Below are 19,433 nucleotides of genomic sequence, written 5' to 3' on the forward strand. Positions count from 1 at the left end.
GCCTCGGCGCACAGTCAGCGCCCCGCTCTTCCGAGAACCACAGTGACGAATCCTTCGATCCAGCGTCGGTGCATCACCCCTTCGGTGCTGTACCCGGGTACGCCGGTGCTGCTGATGACTACGCTCAATCCCGACGGCAGCAGCAACATCAGCCCGCTCTCTTCTTTCTGGGCACTGGGCAACCGGGTGGTGCTGGGGCTCGGCACGCAGGGCCAGGGCTATCGCAACCTGCAGCTGCGCAACGAGTGCGTGCTGAATTTCCCATCCTCTGCGCAGGCGGCCGAGGTCGAGGCCATCGCGCGTTCGACCGGCCGCGATCCGGTACCCGATGCCAAGCAGGCGATGGGCTACGTGCATGTGCGTGACAAGTTCGCGCTGGGCGGCTTCACCGCCGTACCGTCAGCACAGGTGGCACCCGCCACGATTGCCGAGTGCCCGCTGCAGGTGGAAGTCACGGTGATGGCCATGCACGAGCCCAGCGATGACGATGGCCAGCACTTCGTGATCGTCGAAGGGCGCATCCGCTGTGTGCATGCGCATGAGGCGATCACCCATCCAGGCAGCCAACACATCGATGTCGCCCGCTGGAAACCGTTGATCTACCTATTCCGCCACTATCTGGGCGTGGGTGAACCCGTCGGGCGCAACTTCCGCGCGCAGACGCCGGTACACGAACCGGCGTAGAAGCGGTGATTCAAGGTGCCGGTGATGGTGGGTGGCTGGTCACTGGAATCCAGTACGACACCATGTCCACATAGCGACCGTCGCGCTTCACCGCACGCGGCTCGACGCCGGATTCGGTGAATCCCAGGGACTTGTACAGTCCTCGCGCGGCAGCATTGTCTGCCAGCACCGCAAGCGTGAGCGACTCGATGCCATCCGTGCGTGCCGCCGCGAATGCCGCAAGGAACAGTTGACGGGCGATGCCGTGACCACGATGGCCTGCACCAACATGGACGCTGTGGATCTCCGCCGTGTGCCGCCGTGCCAGCCGCACCGGACGCACGTAGCGCAGGAAGCCCACCAGTGTTGCCTGGTCAAAGGCACCGAAGTAACGGGTATGAGGGTCATCGAGCTGCGCCTGCATCAGCCGTGCGGTATCACCGGCGGCCTCGGCGAGCGTGGACAGGAATGCAGCAGGTGATTCACGCAGTGCCTGCAGGCGGGCCGCCCATAGCGTGTCCGCGTCGTCGTGCCCCAGTGGCCGGATGATCATGTCGCGTGCCTGCCACCATTTCCGTGCTGGAGCCAGCGTACCAGCCCCGCCTCAGTGGCGTTCACGCATCCGGCGCAACTCCAGTACGGCAAAGGTGTACCAGCCGAACGCCGGCAGCAGCGCGATGCGCTGGATCAGACCGCGGTACGACGGCGGACTGAACTCGGACATCATCAGCCACAGGTAGGCCATCCCCATCAGCGACGTCGCCGGCGCCACCCAGGCCATGCGCGGGGACGCGTCGGCACCGAGCGCTACCTGGAACAGCAGCGGGGTCAGGGTCGAGAAGATGCCGATGGCATGCATGCCGTGCCACGGGCTGCCCGTGGTGAAGGCGCTGTTGCTGAACGTGGCGACGCTGAACAGCACGGAGGTCACTGCGGCCGACGCGAATCGGCGCCCACAAGCCAGACGTTGCATAGCGCGGTTGCCGTGCGGAAAAACAAAAAACCCCTGACCGGAGTCAGGGCTTTTCAATTGGAGGCCTCAAGCGGAATCGAACCGCTGTAAACGGATTTGCAATCCGGTGCATAGCCACTCTGCCATGAGGCCAACGTACTGCGCGCCAGGAACAGGGCCCTGACAAGACAAAACCCCAAGATGGGGCCTGTCGGAACATGGAGCGGGAAACGAGACTCGAACTCGCGACCTCAACCTTGGCAAGGTTGCGCTCTACCAACTGAGCTATTCCCGCGTAAGCCGACATGGTACCGGAAATCCGGGACACACACCAGCGATTTCACTTTTCTGACTGCGCGTAAAGCCTTGTGGCCCAACGTGCCCCGCCTTGCCGCAGCGGGAGAAAAACAAGGCCCCTACCGGGGCCCTGTAGAATGTGGAGCGGGAAACGAGACTCGAACTCGCGACCTCAACCTTGGCAAGGTTGCGCTCTACCAACTGAGCTATTCCCGCAGATTCTTCGACCTGCGTCGAAGGAGCGCTATTGTGTCCAAATTCCTTCACGCCGTCAACAGTCTTCACATCATGCGGTCATGGGCGTCCGCACTGGGGTACGCTGCCCCGCCCGGCCCCGTTCGCCCATGTTCCTTCGCGGCAAGCCCCTGTTGATCGCCCTGCTGTTGCATCTGCTGCTGGTGGCGCTGCTGTACTCGGCGCTGATTCCGCTGGGAATGAACTGGTATCGCGACCATGTCGGCTTCACCTCCGGTCGCGGCATCAGCCTGGGCATCGCCCAGTTCCAACTTTTCTGGATGTTCCTAGGCGCCCAGCCCATGATCGCGGTGTTGCGACCGCTCTGCGCCAAGCTGCTGGTGCTGGCCATTCCCTTGGCCTTCGCGACCTGGACGCTGATGCACAACCACCCGCTGCGCCTGCTCTACTTCACCGCCGGGCCCAGCCTGCTGGCACTGGCCGCCATCGTGGCAAGCCTGCGCTACTCGTCGCGCGGGACCTCCCGCCCGACCACGGACACCGCCGATGCCTAGACGTTACATCCGCCTGTTCTGGCTGCTGGTCGCACTGACCTGGCTGGCGCTGATCGCTGCACTGGTCAATGCCGGCTTCACTCCGGACTACTGGCTGCTGCACCACCTGGAAGGCGCCGAGCTGCCCTACCCGACCAGCACCGTCATCGTGTTCGCGCTGCTGGGCGCCGTCGAGCTGGTGGTGGCGGCACTGATCGTGCGCCCATGGAAACTGAAGCGGCTGTGGCTGCGCCTGCTGATCGCGTTCGCGTTGCTGGTGGTGTGGTCGGTGCCGTGGATGCTGTCGGCGATGCACCAGCCGCCGGTGCATGGCACGCATCTGCTGTGGTTGCTGCTGCTGGACGTGGGGCTGCTGCTGGCGCTTTGCGCGGTATCGGCAGTGAGTGCAGCGAAGGCAGTTGCCAGGGCGCGGCGTGGAACGCAACCCTAGGCAGGGAGCATGGCCGCTGCACGGATCCACCTGCAGGCCGCCACGCACAGAATTTCGTATCAATTGCATGTACGCAACCCCGGTAGCGGCGGGAAGTTTGTCGCCCCTCCTTCGAATGGGCCTGCGTCAATGTCGCCCCGCGCGCTCCTCCCTCGGCCTCCCCGGATGTTCTGCTTGTGCCTGGCCATGCTTTGGCTGCTGCTTGTTGCCGGATTCGTGCACGCTGGTTTCCAACCCGATCACTGGCAGATACGCCTGGGAAGAAGCACGACACCAACCTATCCGCTGCAAGCCGTCATTGGATTCTCGATGCTTTGCCTGGGAGAGATCGTCGTCGTTGCGTTGCTGCTCCGGCCCTGGTCTCTCTTTCGCTTGTGGTTGCGGCTGACGATCATGCTGGTACCGCTGCTCGCCTGGACATTGCTATGGAGCGTGTCCGCCATCCATCAACCCCCGGTGCGCGGCCTGCACTCCCAGTGGCTGCAGGCGCTCAGCGCAGGCATGTTGCTGACCCTTGCCATCATCGTCCCCGTCCAGTACTGGCCGCGCCTACGCCGCTGGCCCAACGGCTGATCGAATCTACTTCCGGAACTCCACCCGCACGTGCTGGCCGAAGCGCACCTTGGCCTCACCGTCGAATTCCAGCACGCACTCCACGACCTTGGCCACGCCGCGCCCGGCATCTTCAGGCAGGCGTGCCTGCGCGAACACCGGGCTGATGCGCACCACGCGTGCGGGCGGCAGTGCGCTGGTGCTCTCGGCACCATCGCTGTCCGGCACCACGGTGGCCTTCATGCCCACCTGCACGGCATCGGCGTAGGCGGCGCTCAGTTCCGCACGCACCTGCAGCGGGCGCGCCGGCAGCAGCGAAATCGCCGGCTTGCCAGCCTGCACGAACGCACCAAGGCCCGGCACCTGGCCGACCACAGTGCCGGCTTCCGGCGCACTGAGCGACATCTGCTGCAGTTTCAGTTTCGCGTGCTCCAGCTTGTGCTGGGCCATGTCAACCTGCGCACCGGCCACGTCGACATCAGCGCGCACAGCGGCCAGCTGCTGCTTGGCCGCATCGGCCTGCTGGTTGGACGACACACCTTCGCTGGCGCCGGTGGACAGGCGCGTGGCATTGCGCTCCAGTTCGCGCAGCTGCGCCTGGCTGCCCTTCAGGCGGTCATTGGCCAGAGCGAGATCGGCAGTGGCCATCGCCACCTCCTGCTGCAGCAGGGCGCCATCCAGCGACAGCAGCAGCTGCCCCTTCTTCACCGTGGCGCCCTCCTTCACCGGCGCGGCGGTGATCGAGCCATCCACCGGTGGCGCCAGCGCAACCAGGCCACCCTCGACGTCGATGATGCCGCGCGCCACCGCGACCTTGCTTGCGGTTGCAGTGCTGGCTTTGGCTGCGGGTGCCTGGGCAGGCACGCCCCTGGAACAGGCACCCAGCAGGAACGCTGCGGACAGGGCCAGGCTGAGCGGGAGCAGGTACAACATCTTGGTCATGGGGCGGGCTCTACAGTTTCGTTCTGGCGGCGGTCATCACGGACCATGCCGTCTTCCATGGCAATCACCCGATCGGCATGCCGGATCAGGCGCGGATCGTGGCTCACGCACAGCACGGTGGCGCCATGTGCACGTGCGTAGCGGTGCAGGATGTCGATCACGCGCTGGCCGTTCTCGGCGTCCAGCGCGCTGGTCGGTTCGTCGGCGAAGATCAGCGTCGGCGACTTGGCGAATGCGCGGGCAACGGCCACACGCTGCTTCTCACCGCCGGACAACTGCGCCGGGCGCATGTGGCTGCGGTGGCCGAGGCCCACCTCTTCCAGCGCCCTGCGGGCCAGCGGTTCACTTTCGCGATTGCTCATCCCGCGGTAGCCCAGCGGCAACTGCACCTGTTCCAGCGCGGTCAGCGCCGGGAACAGATTGAAGCCCTGGAACACGAAGCCGACATGGTGCAGGCGGAAGCGCTCCACTTCGCTGCGCGTCATGTGGCCCACGTCCTGGCCGAGTGCGTGCACGCGGCCGCCATCGGGCGCAGACAGGCCGGACAGCAACGACAGCAGCGTGCTCTTGCCGCAGCCGGACGGGCCCGATACCAGGGTCAGCTCGCCGGGATAGATGTCCAGCGACAGGCCGCGCAGCACCGGCACCTGCACGTCGCCGGACATGAAGCCCTTTTCCAGTGCGTCGGCCTGCAGGGTCGGGGCGGCGGCGCGTGTAGAAATCATCGGCCGGCCCTCAACGCAGCAGCAACGATGGATCGGAGCGGACGACACTGCGTACCGCCATGATGCTCGACAGCATGGCCATCACCGCGACCAGCGCCACGCAGCCGATGATGACCATCGGCGTCAGCTGCACCGGCACGCGCTGCGTCTGTGCGATCAACAGCACGACGGTGCTGAACGCCGCCGCCAGCAACATGCCCACGCCGCCGATCAGCAATGCCTGCTCGAACACCACCCGCGCCAGTGCATAGCGCCCGGCACCGAGTGCGTTGAGCGTGGCGTATTCGCGTACCGACCCAGCCACCACGGAAGCAAACGACTGGTTGGTGATCACCGCGCCGACGAAGCAGACGATGACCGCCATGAACAGCACCGCGATGCCGGCGCCAGTATCGAACAGCCAGTATTGCTGCGAACGGCTGGCGAACTCCGGTGCGGTCCAGAACTCGACCGGCGTGGCCTGGCCCATCGACGCGGCCAGGCGGTCGCGCACACGGTCGGCCAGGTCCGTCGAGCGCAGGCCCGCCACGAAATAGGTACTGCCCTCGTGCGGATCGGTACCCGCGATGGCGCGCGCGGTATCCAGCGACGCCAGCACGTTGACACCACCAAGGCCACGCAGGCCCGGTTGTGCAGCCACCACGCGCACCGCCTTGCCGTTGATCCACGCACGGTTGTTCTGCAGGTCCACGCCCAGCGTGTCCAGGTCAGCGCTGTCGACGATCACCGCACCCGGCTCCCGCAGCTGCGCGCGCAGGTCGGCAGGCAGGATGCGCGCGAACATCATCGCGTCGTCCCGGGTAGAGATGCCGGACAGGTACACCGACACGTTGCCGGTACCCTGCGCGCTGGAACGCCACTCGCCATCGACCCATTCGTAGGGTTCGACGCGGGTGACGTCCGGATCCATGCGCAGATGGCTTTCCACATCCGCGCTGATGGCATGGCCGTAATTGACGCTCTGGGTGCCAGGGAAACCGGCCCAGATATCGGCGGAGGATGCCTTCACGTAGATCGCCGCGGTACCGAAGATACCCAGCACCAGTGCCGCCTGCACGATCAACAGCACGCCGGCGAAACACATCGCCAGCACCACCGGCAGGAACCGGCGCCACTCGTAGGCCAGGGTCTTGCGGGCCAGCGCGATCATTGCGAGCCGCCCTCAGGCTCGACCGGCAGCGGCGCGCCGCCCAGGGCGCGGTACAGCGAGGCGAATGCGAGCACGCGCGCGCCCTGCGCACCGATCAGATCGGCCTGCGCGGCCAGTGCGGCACGCTGCGTGTCGAGCCCATCGAATTCGCTGGACAGGCCAAGCTGCACCTGCCGCGCCTGGCGCTTGACATGCTGGCCCGCGGCATCATCGGCCGCACGCAGCGACTGGATGCTGCTTTCCTGCCGCGCCAGGCTGCCCAGCGCGCCTTCCACTTCGCTCACACCTTCGAGCACCGCCTTGCGGTAGCCAAGCAGCGCGGCATCCAGCTGCTTTTCATCGGCGTGGAAGCGCGCGCGACGCTGGCCCCAGTCCCATAGCGGAATATCGACGTACGGGCCGATCGACGGACTGGAATCGGAATTGGAACGGGCGTTCTGGGTGAGGTTGTACGCGTACAGGATGGAGCCGCCGAGGCTGACCCGCGGATACATCGCTGCGCGCGCCGAGCCCTTGCTGGCCGCGGCCTGCATCACCTCCGATTCGGCCAGCAGGATCTGCGGCCGATGGCGCAGCAGATCGGCCGGGACCTGCTGCAGCGAGAATGCGCCCAGCGTCGGCGGCGTGCGATAGGCACGCCACGCCGGGTCCGGGCCATCACGTCCCAGCAACAAGGCCAACGCACGGGCAGCGTTGTCCGCAGTCTCGCGGGCCTGCGCCGTCGCCGCACGGGTGGCGGCCTGGCGTGCACGCAGGCGATCAAGTTCGCCGGGCTCATCCAGGCGCAGGCGCTGGCGGACCAGCGCCAGTTGTTCGCCGCGATCGTCCACGGCCTGTTGGCGCACCAGCAGATCCTGCTGGGCCTGCGCCATGGTCAGATCCAGATAGCTGCGCACCACGTCGGCAATCACCGCCACCTGCGCGGCATTGCGCAGCGCCTCGGCATTCCCGGCCGAGGCCTGCGCGCTGAGCTGCGCGCTCTCGGCAGCGCCGAACAGCCCCAGGTCCCAGATCGCTTCGATACCTGCGTGGAAATAGGTGTCGACCGCGGCGGCGTCCTGCACCTGCTTGGCGCTGGCCGAGATTTCGGGCAGGAAACGCGAGTCCGACGTGCCGGCGACGATCCGCACGGCCTGCAGGCGCAGCGTGGCCTGCTGCAGGTCGAGGTTGCCGGCAATGGCCTGATCGACCAGTCCATCCAGCGCCGGGTCGGCCAGCACTTTCCACCACTGCTTGGCGTCCACGGCCACGCCCTGGCCCTGCGGCACCCGGGTCCAGGTGCTGGGCGTGCGATCAGGCAGGTCCGGCACCAGCACCGGCATGCAACCGGCCAGGGCCAGGCTTGCCAACAACGCAGCGGGGCGGAGCACTGGATGCAGGGAAAGTCCGTGCCCGGCCCTGGGCACTGCCACTGAACTGATACGCCTGACCACCAGCCCGCCAACGTGTAGAAGGAGCATGAAGGCTACCGTGGGATTGTGGAGCAAACATGGAGAACTGGTCGAAAATCAGTCACAACAGGCGTTCGGTTCAGGCAATGCTGCCCCAGTCTTTCACCACGCTTTCAATGCGTTCCCAGCACGGAACACTGGACGCCCTCCACTGCGTATTGCACATTGCGGCGTCGCCCTGCCTCGATGCTGCCTGCCCGTGAATCGTACCCATGCCGGGCTACTGACTGCCTCGATTACGTCACTGATCGCCGGTGCGCTCGTTGTCGCGCTGACCACCCCACTGGCCTCGAACGTCCTGCTGCTCCTGATGGAGCGCAGCAACTTCATTCCTGCCGAATCCTCGATCCTCACCTTCGAGCCTTATGCCATCAATGAAGGCTCGTCGAATTACTGGCTGTACGGGAAGGACCGGACCTACTACTACCATTTCACCTACGAAGTCGATGTTCCCTACGTCTACATCCCGCGGGACAGCCGCTGCCCCGGCTTCGACCAGCATGACGCCCGGACCTGGTGCAGCCCCCTGCCCGGCAAGCCGCGCTAGCGCCCCCCTGCGATGAAACCCGTGTGACAAACGAAAAACGCCCCCTTGCGGGAGCGTTCTTCTTGAATCTGGAGCGGGAAACGAGACTCGAACTCGCGACCTCAACCTTGGCAAGGTTGCGCTCTACCAACTGAGCTATTCCCGCAGATTTCGTTCGACCTGCGTCGAAGGAGCGCTATTGTGTCGATATTGCTGCACGGCGTCAACAGGAATTTTCAGGTGCATCGCGGTGCGGCGTTCAGGCCCTGGGCCCTGGCCTCAGGGGCGCAGGCCACGGCGATGGAAGTAGATCTGCTCGGCGATACGCCGCGTGGCGCCCGTGTGCAGCAGTGCATTGAGCGGCCAGTCGGCCTGCAGATGGTCCATCGCCCAGCGCAGCAGGCGCTTGCCAGGGAAGGCCGGGGCGGCCTGCCGCGCCACCCGTTCGGCGTCCGGCCCTTGGCCGCGCAGATGGCGGGCAATCGCCTCTCCGACCGCCCAGCCATGCCGCCACGAGGAATGGATGCCGCCAGCCGACAGCGGCGAGACGATGCCGGCGGCGTCACCGGTCAGGATCAGGCGATGGCCGGTGATCGGCCCATCCGGCCGACCACAGGGCACCAGGCCGGCACGGGTGGCCGAAGGACGCGCTGAAGGCGGAATGCCGACCACATCGCGCACGTGGCCGAGGAAGCCATCAATATCCGGCGGCCGTACCTGTTGCGGATCATGCCGCAGCGCCAAGCCGACCTGCAGGCCGGTTGGATTCTGCACGACCCAGCCGATATAGCCCGGCGCGTAGCGCTTGCTGACGAAGCAATGCAACGCATCGCCCTGCGGCAATTGACGGCCGGCAAACTCACGCTCGACGCCGAAGAGGTTGTCGCGCACCTGCCCGAGTCCGGTGCGCTGGGCCACGCGCGAACGTGCGCCATCGGCGCCGACCAGATAGGCGCATCGCCCTGCCCCATCCACCTGCCAGCCGTCACCACTGCGATGGGCATCAGTGAAAGACTGCTGCAGGCGAAGGTCGACCCCGTTCGCGCGCAGTTCGCTGGCCAACCAGCGCATCAGGTTCGGCGTATCGGTGGTGAGGAAGTAGTAGCCCGGCGCGGCCAGCAACACGCTGCGCAGGTTCGGCGCATACAGGCGCACATTCGCGACGCGTTGCACGAGGTGTTCGGGCATGCGCCCCAACCAGGCCTGCTCCATCGCCTCTTTCACCACGATGCCGGTGGTGTGCAGGCGTTCGCCGGGGTCGGCCTTGCGTTCAAGCACGCAGACGCGCAGACCATATTGGACAGCAGCCAATGCGCAGGCGGCACCGGCGAAGCTGGCGCCGACGATGACCACGTCGTGGTCGTAGGCGGAAGGAGTTTGGGACATGGCTGCATCGTCCTGAAGGAACGGAAATGCAGCTTCGAACTGCCGCGTGGTGAGGCGAAGGAGTGGCGGTGAAGTGGGGATGAAGCCCCCTCTTCCCGATCAGGCAGCATTTCGGAAATCTTGCATGGACTGAATCAGGATGACAGTCAATATTTCACGGCCAGTGAATCACCTAGCCAGTCCTGGCCATTACCAACCAATCCGATACCCGTCACATAGAACGACAGGCTGCAGTTGAGCATCTACAGAAGCTATTGATCGAGGCAATCGGCCGGCAGGGAACTGAGCACTCCACGCAACGTCTTCTCCCAATGAAAGTCAGGGACGAGCGACCATCCCGGACCAAAACACTAGAGAACGCAAATGGATCACTTTGACCATCTTGGCTACTACTACGGCGAAGAAGAAATCCAACACCTCCTGATGGAACTTGGCATAGTCGAAGTTCCCGTGATGGAGTTCGAATGGACCGATGCCTACCTGTCGAACGAGTCACTAGGTATCGAGCTGACGCTCTCGGATTCTGAATCTTTGGTCTCCCCTACCCGCGACTATCCGACCAACGCGCTAGTGCTATCCAACTTTCGCTACTACGGACGGCAGATTGGGGACTTTTCCATTTACCAAGGCGTCTTGCCCCACAGCCTCACTTTCGGCCGAGCCAGGGACGATATCCTGTCAATGTTTGGCGAACCAGAATGGAAGAACCCAGAAAACAGCCGTATGCGCTGGATACGCGACAACTATCGAATCCATATGACATTCGACAAGCACGGGAAACTGGCGATTGTCTCCGGAGGGTTGCCGCTCTAGGCCCTCTTCCTGCAATGCACCCAGCTTGGCAAGCAGATGGTGATGCTCACCACATCGAGCAACTCTCAGACCCCGGTCGAAATCATCTTAGGGCAACTTGATGGCCCACAACGAAAAACGCTCCCTTTCGGGAGCGCTTTTCTTGAATCTGGAGCGGGAAACGAGACTCGAACTCGCGACCTCAACCTTGGCAAGGTTGCGCTCTACCAACTGAGCTATTCCCGCTTGGGAGGCGAAATTTTACCTATTCCAAGGATGGCGTCAAGCGCTTTTTTTCAGGGTCTGCGACGCGCCCGGCGCCGCGTATCCACGCCATGCGTGGATGGATACATTGATGGGGTCAGAGCCCTTTCCTGAGGAAAGGGATCCGACCTTGGGGCTCAGTTGCCCAGCTTCTTCTGCCGCGCACGCTCGCGTGCCGCGCGCTCATCGTCGCGCAGGCTCGGCCAGGCGGCGTGCAGGTACTGCAGGCCGGACCACAGGGTCAGCACGGCGGCAATCGCCAGGGTCCAGTCGCCGATGTGGAACACCGGCCAGCCCATCCAGATGTCTTCCACCGGGACGTTCGGGGCCACCGAATACAGCAGGCACAGCAGCGCGACCATCTGCGCGGTGGTCTTGACCTTGCCGATCATCGCCACGCGCACCTTGGCGCGCTGGCCCAGCTCGGCCATCCATTCGCGCAGCGCCGATACCGCGATCTCGCGGCCGACGATGACCGCCGCCCAGAACGCCATCCACGGCGTCGGGTGACCCTGCACGATCAGGAACAGCGCCACCGCCACCATCAGCTTGTCCGCGACCGGGTCTAGGAAGGCACCGAAGGCCGACTCCAGCTGGTACCGGCGGGCGATCCAGCCGTCGAGCCAGTCGGTGATCGCGGCCAGGCCGAAGATCGCCGCCGAAGCGAAGTTGGTCCAGGTGTAAGGCAGGTAGAACACCAGCACCAGCACCGGGATCATCACGATCCGCAACAACGTCAGCCAGGTGGGCAGGGTCAACTTCATGCTTGCGTGCTTCTCTCTCTACTCGGCCGCATCAGGCGTGGCCAACCCGTGCAGGTTAGCGTAGATACGTGCCGCGAGGGCGTCATTGATGCCTTCCACCTTGGCGATTTCCGCTTCGCCGGCCGCTTTCAGGCCGACCAGGCCGCCAAAATGCTTGAGCAGGCTGGCGCGGCGACGCGGCCCAATTCCTGGAATGTCCTCCAGCTTGCTGGTCATCCGCGCCTTCTGGCGGCGGCCGCGGTGGCCGGTGATGGCGAAGCGGTGCGCCTCGTCGCGCACCTGCTGGATGAACTGCAGCGCCGGATTGGCCGCGCCCGGGCGCAGCTCGCGGCCATCGGGCATCACCAGCGCTTCATGGCCGGCGCGGCGCTCCACGCCCTTGGCCACGCCCACCAGCAGCACGCCTTCCACGCCCAGGTCGGACAGCGCGGCCTGCGCCTGCGCCAGCTGGCCCGCGCCGCCATCGATCAGCAGCACGTCCGGCAGCACGCCCTGCTCTTCCACCGCGCGGCGGAAACGGCGGTCGATGGCCTGGCGCATGGCGGCGTAGTCGTCGCCCGGCTCGATGCCGCTGATGTTGAAGCGGCGGTACTGCGCGCGCACCGGGCCCGCGGCGTCGAACACCACGCACGAGGCCACGGTGGCCTCGCCCAGCGTATGGCTGATGTCGAAGCACTCGACCCGCTTGACCGGCTCGGCCAGGCCCAGCATGTCGCGAAGCGCATCGCTGCGCGCGTGCTGCGCATTGCGGCTGTTGAGTTCGGTGGCCAGGGTCAGCTGCGCGTTGCGGCTGGCCAGCTCGACATAGCCAGCGCGCTCGCCGCGCACATTCCACTTCAGCTGCACCTTGCGCTCGGCCGAGGCCGACAGCGCGGCGACCAGCAGATCGGCATCGGGAATCTCGCGATCCAACAGGATCTCGCGCGGCGGCTCGAATTCGACGTAGTACTGGGAGACGAAGGCGGCCAGCACTTCTTCCGGGCTCTCCTCGCCATTGGTGCGGGGGAAGAACGGGCGGGTGCCGAGGTTGCGGCCATCGCGGAACGCCAGCAGCAGCACGCAGGCCTGCGAGCCCTGCATGGCCACCGCCAGCACGTCCAGGTCGGCGGCGCGGCCGTCCACGTACTGGCGGGTCTGCATGCTGCGCAACGAGGAGATCAGATCCCGCAGGCGCGCAGCCTGCTCGAACTCCAGCGCCTCGCTGGCGGCCTGCATCTGCTCGCCCAGCTCACGTGTCAGCTCGTCGCTCTTGCCTTCAAGGAACAGTGCGGCGCGGCGCACCGATTCGGCATAGTCCGGCGCCGGCACCAGCTCCACGCAGGGTGCGCTGCAACGGCCGATCTGGTACTGCAGGCACGGCCGCGAACGGTTGCGGAACACGCTGTCCTCGCAGCTGCGCAGCTTGAACAGCTTGTGCATCAGGTTCAGCGTTTCGCGCACGGCGGTAACGCCGGGGTACGGCCCGAAGTAGCGGCCAGGAATGGCGCGCGGGCCGCGATGCAGCGCGATGCGCGGCCAGTCCTCGCGGGTCAGCAGCACATGCGGGTAGGTCTTGTCATCGCGCAACGAGACGTTGTATCGGGGCGACAACGATTTGATCAGCTGGTTTTCCAGCAGCAACGCCTCGGCTTCCGAGCGCGTCACGGTCACATCCATGCGCGTGATCTGCGAGATCATCGACATGATCCGCGCATTCTTCGGGCTGCCGTTGAAGTAGCTTCCGACACGGTTGCGCAGCGCGCGCGCCTTGCCCACGTACAACAGGGTGTCGTCGGCCGCATACATGCGATACACGCCGGGGGCGGTGCTGAGCTGTGCCGCGAAGGCCTTGCCGTCGAAGGCCGGGGCTGGAACGTCGGTCATTCGCTGATCGGGACTTCGCTGAGCACGCCGCTGTCGGGGTCGAATCGCAGCACGGCATGGGCGTCGGTCTCGGCAATCCACACCGCACCGGCGCCCACCGCCAGGCCGGCCGGGCCATGCAGGCGGCGCGGCAACGACTGGGTGGTCAATTCACCGCCGCCCAGACGCAGCGTGCGCAGGCGACCGTTGCCGGTATCGGCAATCCACAACAGCGGAGCGTCCGCGCTCAATGCGATTGCCTGCGGGAACTGCAGGCTGGCCTGCGCGCGCGGGCCGTCTTCACTGCCGAAGCGCCAGGGCCCCTGCCCGACCAGCGTCTGTACCAGGTCGCCGCGCAGTTGCAGCGCGCGGATCGAGGACCCCAACGCATCGGCGACGTACAGCACCTGCTGCACCACGGCCAGCGCGGTCGGCTGTGCAAAGGCGGCCAGATGGCCACTGCCATCCCGCTCGTCGATGGAGCCGCTGCCGGCGCGCCATTGCAGGCTGCGCTGGCCCAGGTGGTAACTCCAGATGCGGTTGTCGCCGGCCATCGCGATGTGCAGCTGGTTGTCGGCGATGGCCAGTCCGACCGGATGGTCCAGCGAGACCTGCCGCGCCTGCGCCACCGGGCCTTCCACTGGCGCACCGGGGCGCCCGTTGCCACACAGCGTGTCGACGATGCCGGTCAACAGGTTGATACGGCGCACGGCGTGGTTGCCGGTGTCGGCGACGTACAGCGAATCGCGTTCCAGCACCAGCGCCTGCGGGCGGTGGAACGCCGCTTCGGCCAGGTTGCCGTCCATGAAATCAGCGGTGCCGAGGCCGAACTGGCGCAGGATGCGGCCACCATGGCTGCATTCGAGGATGCGGTGATGGCCACTGTCGGCGATGTACAGGCGCTCGGTACTGACCGCCAGCCCCAGCGGGAAGCGCAGGGCCTGTCGGGGCTCCGGATGCAGTTCGCTGCCGCCGCGCGGCGGCGCCGAAGGGCCCCCTTGGCACAGCGCATTCAAGGCGCGCTCCAGTTCACCGGGTGCGCCCTGCCCGACCAGCCGCTGCTGTTCGCGGCCCTGCGCATCCAGCAGCACCATGGTCGGCCAGGCGGTAACGCCGAAGCGGCGCCAGCCATCCCAGTCGGCATCGAGCAGCACGGGCATGGCCAGGCCCTGGCGGCGCAACAGCTTCAGTGCGGCACCGGCGTCGCGCTCGAAATCGAAGCGCGGCACCTGCAGCACCAGCGGCTGCAGCTTGCCAGGGTGGCGCGACAGCCACTGGCCGAACTCGGCCAGGCGTTGCGCACTCCAGGCGGAGGCCGCATTGACGAACAGCAGCGCGACCGGCCGGCCGCGCAGTTCGGTCAGGGTACAGGGGGTGGCATTGAGCCAGGTGGCGAACTCGGGCAGGTCCGGGACGGGCTGGACGTTCATGACCCGATTATGCCGGAGTCGGCGTCATGCAACAGTCGTGCCACCGCACGTTTTGCAGCATCGTCGACCAGCGACCAGACCTGTTCGAAATGATCGCTGCCGCCGGTGTAGGGATCAGGGATCGCTACCCGCCCCTGCCCGCCCGACCAGGGCAGGTACAACGCCAGCCGTTCACGCTGGGCCGCCGACGCCAGGCGACCGGCATCACGCAGGTTGGCCTCGTCGGCGCACAGGATCCAGTCGAAACGGTCGAAATCCACGGCCTGCAGCTGGCGTGCGCGCAGGCCGCCGATGTCCACGCCGTGTCCGGCCGCGCAGGCGACCGCGCGGCGGTCCGGCGGCTCGCCCACGTGCCAGTCGCCGGTGCCAGCCGAATCAACCTGCACCTGCCCGGCCAGCGGCGAGGCATCCAGGCGTGCGCGCAGCGCTCCTTCGGCCATCGGCGAACGGCAGATGTTGCCGAGGCAGACGACCAGCAGCCTCATCGCGCCGCCATCGCCTGCAGCAGCCCCTCGGCGCGCTCCAGGTCCTCGGGCGTGTCGATGCCCGGCGGGAACGGCTCGGGCGAGATCGCTACGCTGATCGGGTAGCCCGCTTCCAGCACACGCAGCTGCTCCAGCGATTCGACCTGCTCCAGCTGGCCCGGCGGCATCGCCGCGAACTGCTGCAGGAAGCCGGCACGATAGCCGTAGATGCCGATGTGGCGCAGCCAGGCATGGCCTTCAGGCAGCGCGTCTCGGCTGCGTGCGAAACCGTCGCGGTGCCAGGCGATCGGCGCGCGGCTGAAGTACATCGCCTCGTTGCGCACGTTGCGCACCAATTTCACCACGTTCGGGTCGAACAGGGTATGCGCGTCCTCGACGGTCGTGGCGAGGGTCGACATCGGCGTATTGCCACCGGCCAGTGCGTCGGCCACCGCGCGGATGCCGGCCGCCGGCGCGAACGGTTCGTCGCCCTGCAGGTTGACCACCACCGTGTCATCGGCCCAGCCGGCGGTGCGCGCGCACTCGGCCAGCCGATCAGTGCCGGAGGCGTGCGTGGTCGCTGTCATTGCCACCTTCACCTCGGCCAGCCCGGACAGCGCATCGGCAATGCGCTGATCGTCGGTTGCCACCCAGACCTCGCGGGCACCGGCCTGCAGCGCGCGGCGCGCCACATGCAGCACCAGCGGCTCGCCGCCCAGCGGGCGCAATGGCTTGCCCGGCAACCGCGAGGCGGCATAGCGGGCCGGAATGGCGACGACGAATTCAGTCATGCGGGCGGTACTCGGCAGGCTCGTTACAACGGGAATGCGGCCAGCGGCGCGTGAATGCAAGCGCCGCCGCGCCACTCAGTTCGGTCGCAGCTTGTCCAGGCGATCGGTCAGCGCCACCCAGAACGCCGCAGGCAGCTCGGCGCGCAGCGGAACCGCGTAGTGCCAGTCGTTGCCGAACGCACGGCATTTCACCGCGTCCTTCTCGGTCATCAATACCGGCAACTGGCTACCGAAGGACAGGTCCTGCGGCTGGTAGGCCTGGTGGTCGGCGAATGCGTGCGGCACCACGCCGATCCCACGCGCGCGCAACATGTCGAAGAAGCGCTGGGGATGGGCAATGCCGGCCACTGCATGCACGCGCTGGCCCTTGAAGTACGCCAGCGGGCGGGCGCGGCCACCGGCCAGCGGCTGTGCACTGTCGATGTGCAGCGCCATCGGCCACTGGCCGAAGCCACAGGCCTGGGTCGCGGTTTCCTCATCGGCCTGGCCGAGGTTGACCACGCGGAAATCGCATTCACTGGCACGGCTGACCGGCTCGCGCAACGGCCCGGCCGGAATCATCCGGCCATTGCCGTAGCGGCGCTGCGCATCGACCACTTCAATCTCGATGTCGCGGGCCAGCCGGTAGTGCTGCAGGCCATCGTCGCAGACGATCACATCGCAGCCGGCCTCGACCAGCGCCTTGCCGGCGGCGACGCGGTCACGGTCCACGCGCACCGGCACGCCGGTCTTCCAGGCAATCAGCACCGGTTCGTCACCGCCCTTGGCAGTCGGCGTATCGGCCTGCACCCACAACGGTTTATCGGCCTCTTCGCGGCCATAACCGCGGCTGGCCACGCCCGGCTTCCAGCCAGCCGCGCGAAGCCGCTCGACCAGGGCGATGGTCAGCGGCGTCTTGCCGGTACCACCGGCGGTGATGTTGCCGACCACGATGACCGGCACGGGCAGCGAGTGGCGCTTGCGCCAGCCACGCCGGTAGGCCCGCCGGCGCAGTGCGGTGACACCGGCGTACAGGGGCGCCAGCAGGCGCATCGTCCACGGAACCGGGCTGCCGTCGTACCAGTACGGCGGGGTCTGGGTACCCTTGCCGGCCATCAGTCCTGCCTTTCGCGGAACTGCATGCTGTGCAGATGCTGGTACAGGCCGCCCAGTTCGAGCAGCTCCTTGTGGGTACCGCGTTCAACGATGCGGCCATGGTCCATCACCAGCACCTGGTCGGCATGCTCGATGGTCGACAGGCGGTGCGCGATGACCAGCGTGGTGCGTTCCGGCATCAGGCGCTGCAGCGCATCCTGCACCAGGCGCTCGGATTCGTTGTCCAGCGCCGCAGTGGCTTCGTCGAGGATCAGGATCGGAGCGTCGCGCAGGATCGCGCGGGCAATCGCCAGGCGCTGGCGCTGGCCACCGGACAGCAGCGCGCCGTTCTCGCCCACCGGGGTCTGCAGCTGCTGCGGCATGCGTGCGATGAACTCCCAGGCGTTGGCGGCTTCGGCCGCCGCACGGATCTGCTCGTCGGTCGCGTCCATGCCATAGGCGATGTTGGCGGCGATGGTGTCGTCGAACAGCATCACCTTCTGGCCGACCATCGCCACCTGGCGGCGCAGGTCGGCCAGCGGGTAGTCGTCCAGGGCCACGCCATCGAGGGTGATGACACCGCCGCTGGGCTCGTAGAAACGCGGTACCAGCCGGATCAGGCTGGTCTTGCCGCTGCCGGAACGGCCGACGATGGCCGTCACCGTGCCCGGCCTGGCAACGAAGCTGATGTCGTCCAGGGCGATGCCGCTGTCTTCGCGGTAGCGCAGCATGACGTGGTCGAACGCCAATTCACCCCGCACACGCTGCACGCGGTGCCGGCCCTCGTCACGCTCCACCGGCATGTCGATGATGCCGAACAGGCGCTCGGCCGCAGAAACGCCGCGGGAAATCGAGGTCTGTACGCTGGTCAGGCGGCGCAGCGAGGGAATGATGGCCATCATCGAGGTCATCAGGCCCATGAACTGGCCGGCATTGAGGCGGCCCGCCAGTGCTTCGCGGGTCGACACCCATACGATCACCGCCAGTGCCAGTGCGGCCAGGAACTGCACAACGCTGGAGGCGGCAGCGCGGGTGATCTCGACCTTCATGTTCAGCGCCAGCATCCGGTTGGCCAGGCGCGAGTAGCGCGAGATCTCGTGCTGCTGGGTGCCATGCACCTTCACTTCCTGCTGCGCAGCCAGCGACTGCTCGGCGGTCTGCGCCATCGTGCCCATGCCGTCCTGGATGCCGCGGCTGATGCGCCGGTAGCGCTTGCCGACGTAGGACACGATCACGCCGATCAACGGCACCACCACCAGCATCGCCAGGGTGACCTTGACGCTCATCTGCAGCATCACCGCCAGCATCGCGACGATGGTAAGGGTGTCAGCCACCACGGTCTTCAGTGCATCGGCACTGGCCTGGGTGACCTGTTCGGTATCGAAGTTCAGGCGGCTGACCATCACCGGTGTCGCTTCGGTATCGAAGTGCGACGACGGCAGGTGCAGGTACTTCTGCAGCACCTGCTCACGCAGGTCGCGGACCACGCTGCGGCCGGTCTTGGCCAGCGTGTAGTCGCTGACCCAGGTGGCCACGCTGCGCATCAGGAACAGGCCAAGAATGGTCAGCGGCAGCACCACGGCCGCGCGCGGCTGCGGATCGACGAAACCCTCGTTGACCAGCGGCTCCATCAGCTTGGTGAAGTGATAGCCGGCAAGGGCTTCGACCACCATGGCGATGACCGCGCCCACCATGAACACCCAGTAGGTGCGGGTATAGCCCAGCAGACGTTTGTAGATCGGCCACACCGGCGCGTGATGGGAACTCATGGACGCACCTCTGGCGCAGTTGCAATGGCGATACGACGGAAACCGAGCTGACCGAGCGCGTCCTGCGCAGTCACCACGGCCTGGTAGGGAGTACGCGCGTCGGCGCGCAGCAGCACGGGCTGGCTGCGATCACTGCCGGCAACGGCGGCGATGGTCTGCTTGACCGACTCTACATCGTTGCGCAGCACTTCCTGGTCGTTGATGAAATAGCGGCCTTCGGCGTTGATCAGCACGCTGAGCGAACGCGGCGGCTCGTTGTTGGGCTGCTGGCTGGCGGTCGGCAGCTGCACCTGCAGCGTCGAGCGCGCATCGAAGGTGGTGGTGACCACGAAGAAGATGATCAGCACCAGGATGACATCGATCAACGGAACCAGATCGATATGCGGCTCATCCTGGGATCGGTCATTGCCGATACGCATC

Annotated in this window: 21 protein-coding genes and 5 tRNA genes; 6 read left to right on the top strand and 20 right to left on the bottom strand. The window is 66.2% G+C overall.

From position 1 onward, the window contains the following. The first annotated feature begins 42 nt into the window (after nt 1–42). Complete coding sequence (locus tag V3B30_RS06010) at nt 43–684, top strand: flavin reductase family protein (protein ID WP_262084440.1); 642 nt, start codon at nt 43–45, stop codon at nt 682–684. A gap of 10 nt (nt 685–694) precedes the next feature. Here V3B30_RS06010 and V3B30_RS06015 read toward each other — a convergent pair whose 3' ends face one another. From V3B30_RS06015 to V3B30_RS06035, 5 genes are all read right to left on the bottom strand, one after another. Then, nucleotides 695–1,216, bottom strand: coding sequence for a GNAT family N-acetyltransferase (locus V3B30_RS06015; protein ID WP_262084441.1), 522 nt, complete (start codon nt 1,214–1,216; stop codon nt 695–697). 51 nt (nt 1,217–1,267) lie between these two features. Next, the gene (locus V3B30_RS06020) at nt 1,268–1,585 is read right to left on the bottom strand and encodes a hypothetical protein (protein ID WP_262084442.1); all 318 of its coding nucleotides are present in this window, start codon (nt 1,583–1,585) and stop codon (nt 1,268–1,270) included. 109 nt (nt 1,586–1,694) lie between these two features. Continuing rightward, a tRNA-Cys gene (locus V3B30_RS06025) sits at nt 1,695–1,768 on the bottom strand. Nucleotides 1,769–1,834: 66 nt separating this feature from the next. Continuing rightward, nucleotides 1,835–1,910 (bottom strand) — tRNA-Gly (locus V3B30_RS06030). Between the two features lie 142 nt (nt 1,911–2,052). Further along, nucleotides 2,053–2,128 (bottom strand) — tRNA-Gly (locus V3B30_RS06035). A gap of 128 nt (nt 2,129–2,256) precedes the next feature. Between V3B30_RS06035 and V3B30_RS06040 the strand changes: the two genes are divergently transcribed. The 3 genes from V3B30_RS06040 (at nt 2,257) to V3B30_RS06050 (ending at nt 3,664) form a co-directional block, all read left to right on the top strand. Further along, a complete protein-coding gene (locus V3B30_RS06040) occupies nt 2,257–2,661 on the top strand; it encodes a hypothetical protein (RefSeq protein WP_262084443.1) in 405 nt (134 codons plus the stop codon). Beyond that, a complete protein-coding gene (locus tag V3B30_RS06045; protein ID WP_262084444.1) occupies nt 2,654–3,091 on the top strand; it encodes a hypothetical protein in 438 nt (145 codons plus the stop codon). The genes V3B30_RS06040 and V3B30_RS06045 overlap by 8 nt, the downstream gene beginning before the upstream one ends. A 186-nt stretch (nt 3,092–3,277) precedes the next feature. After that, nucleotides 3,278–3,664, top strand: coding sequence for a hypothetical protein (locus V3B30_RS06050; RefSeq protein WP_157804595.1), 387 nt, complete (start codon nt 3,278–3,280; stop codon nt 3,662–3,664). Between the two features lie 6 nt (nt 3,665–3,670). On the opposite strand, the gene V3B30_RS06055 is transcribed toward V3B30_RS06050, so the two are convergent. From V3B30_RS06055 to V3B30_RS06070, 4 genes are read right to left on the bottom strand one after another with little or no spacing between them, the layout of a single operon-like run. Further along, entirely contained in the window at nt 3,671–4,585 is a 915-nt protein-coding gene (locus tag V3B30_RS06055) for an HlyD family efflux transporter periplasmic adaptor subunit (RefSeq protein WP_262084445.1), read from the bottom strand. Beyond that, nucleotides 4,582–5,310 carry an ABC transporter ATP-binding protein gene (locus V3B30_RS06060; protein ID WP_100471865.1) on the bottom strand — a complete coding sequence of 243 codons (729 nt, stop codon included), beginning with the start codon at nt 5,308–5,310 and terminating at the stop codon, nt 4,582–4,584. The genes V3B30_RS06055 and V3B30_RS06060 overlap by 4 nt, the downstream gene beginning before the upstream one ends. 10 nt (nt 5,311–5,320) lie before the next feature. Next, the gene (locus tag V3B30_RS06065) at nt 5,321–6,460 is read right to left on the bottom strand and encodes an ABC transporter permease (RefSeq protein WP_100471864.1); all 1,140 of its coding nucleotides are present in this window, start codon (nt 6,458–6,460) and stop codon (nt 5,321–5,323) included. Further along, nucleotides 6,457–7,920: a TolC family protein gene (locus tag V3B30_RS06070; protein WP_262084446.1), complete on the bottom strand. Its 1,464-nt coding sequence runs from the start codon at nt 7,918–7,920 to the stop codon at nt 6,457–6,459. Before V3B30_RS06070 ends, V3B30_RS06065 begins: the two co-directional genes overlap by 4 nt. Here V3B30_RS06070 and V3B30_RS06075 point away from each other — a divergent pair. After that, nucleotides 7,919–8,458, top strand: coding sequence for a hypothetical protein (locus tag V3B30_RS06075; protein WP_262084447.1), 540 nt, complete (start codon nt 7,919–7,921; stop codon nt 8,456–8,458). The genes V3B30_RS06070 and V3B30_RS06075 overlap by 2 nt on opposite strands. A 69-nt stretch (nt 8,459–8,527) precedes the next feature. Here V3B30_RS06075 and V3B30_RS06080 read toward each other — a convergent pair. Continuing rightward, nucleotides 8,528–8,603: transfer RNA gene (locus tag V3B30_RS06080), tRNA-Gly, on the bottom strand. A 113-nt stretch (nt 8,604–8,716) separates the two neighbouring features. Then, nucleotides 8,717–9,823 carry an NAD(P)/FAD-dependent oxidoreductase gene (locus V3B30_RS06085; RefSeq protein WP_262084448.1) on the bottom strand — a complete coding sequence of 369 codons (1,107 nt, stop codon included), beginning with the start codon at nt 9,821–9,823 and terminating at the stop codon, nt 8,717–8,719. Between the two features lie 363 nt (nt 9,824–10,186). On the opposite strand from V3B30_RS06085, the gene V3B30_RS06090 reads away from it, so the two are divergent. Beyond that, the gene (locus tag V3B30_RS06090; protein ID WP_164089515.1) at nt 10,187–10,636 is read left to right on the top strand and encodes a hypothetical protein; all 450 of its coding nucleotides are present in this window, start codon (nt 10,187–10,189) and stop codon (nt 10,634–10,636) included. A gap of 149 nt (nt 10,637–10,785) precedes the next feature. Here V3B30_RS06090 and V3B30_RS06095 read toward each other — a convergent pair. The 9 genes from V3B30_RS06095 to V3B30_RS06135 all read right to left on the bottom strand — a co-directional run bounded on the left by V3B30_RS06095 (nt 10,786) and on the right by V3B30_RS06135 (nt 19,432). Further along, nucleotides 10,786–10,861, bottom strand: a tRNA-Gly gene (locus V3B30_RS06095). Between the two features lie 155 nt (nt 10,862–11,016). Continuing rightward, a complete protein-coding gene (gene pgsA, locus V3B30_RS06100; protein ID WP_012510614.1) occupies nt 11,017–11,643 on the bottom strand; it encodes a CDP-diacylglycerol--glycerol-3-phosphate 3-phosphatidyltransferase in 627 nt (208 codons plus the stop codon). An 18-nt stretch (nt 11,644–11,661) separates the two neighbouring features. Then, the gene (gene uvrC, locus V3B30_RS06105; protein WP_100471861.1) at nt 11,662–13,506 is read right to left on the bottom strand and encodes an excinuclease ABC subunit UvrC; all 1,845 of its coding nucleotides are present in this window, start codon (nt 13,504–13,506) and stop codon (nt 11,662–11,664) included. Continuing rightward, entirely contained in the window at nt 13,503–14,915 is a 1,413-nt protein-coding gene (locus V3B30_RS06110) for a hypothetical protein (protein ID WP_100471860.1), read from the bottom strand. The genes uvrC and V3B30_RS06110 overlap by 4 nt, the downstream gene beginning before the upstream one ends. Next, the gene (locus tag V3B30_RS06115; protein WP_262084449.1) at nt 14,912–15,400 is read right to left on the bottom strand and encodes a low molecular weight protein-tyrosine-phosphatase; all 489 of its coding nucleotides are present in this window, start codon (nt 15,398–15,400) and stop codon (nt 14,912–14,914) included. The genes V3B30_RS06110 and V3B30_RS06115 overlap by 4 nt, the downstream gene beginning before the upstream one ends. Then, a complete protein-coding gene (gene kdsB / locus V3B30_RS06120; protein ID WP_262084450.1) occupies nt 15,397–16,170 on the bottom strand; it encodes a 3-deoxy-manno-octulosonate cytidylyltransferase in 774 nt (257 codons plus the stop codon). The genes V3B30_RS06115 and kdsB overlap by 4 nt, the downstream gene beginning before the upstream one ends. A gap of 75 nt (nt 16,171–16,245) precedes the next feature. Beyond that, nucleotides 16,246–17,265: a tetraacyldisaccharide 4'-kinase gene (gene lpxK / locus V3B30_RS06125; RefSeq protein WP_262084451.1), complete on the bottom strand. Its 1,020-nt coding sequence runs from the start codon at nt 17,263–17,265 to the stop codon at nt 16,246–16,248. Next, complete coding sequence (msbA, locus tag V3B30_RS06130; RefSeq protein ID WP_100471856.1) at nt 17,265–19,013, bottom strand: lipid A export permease/ATP-binding protein MsbA; 1,749 nt, start codon at nt 19,011–19,013, stop codon at nt 17,265–17,267. The genes lpxK and msbA overlap by 1 nt, the downstream gene beginning before the upstream one ends. Continuing rightward, nucleotides 19,010–19,432: a biopolymer transporter ExbD gene (locus V3B30_RS06135; RefSeq protein WP_100471855.1), complete on the bottom strand. Its 423-nt coding sequence runs from the start codon at nt 19,430–19,432 to the stop codon at nt 19,010–19,012. The genes msbA and V3B30_RS06135 overlap by 4 nt, the downstream gene beginning before the upstream one ends. Nucleotide 19,433 lies beyond the last annotated feature (1 nt).

Origin of the sequence: Stenotrophomonas sp. SMYL41 (assembly GCF_036319965.1) — a bacterium.
GTDB lineage: Bacteria > Pseudomonadota > Gammaproteobacteria > Xanthomonadales > Xanthomonadaceae > Stenotrophomonas > Stenotrophomonas maltophilia_R.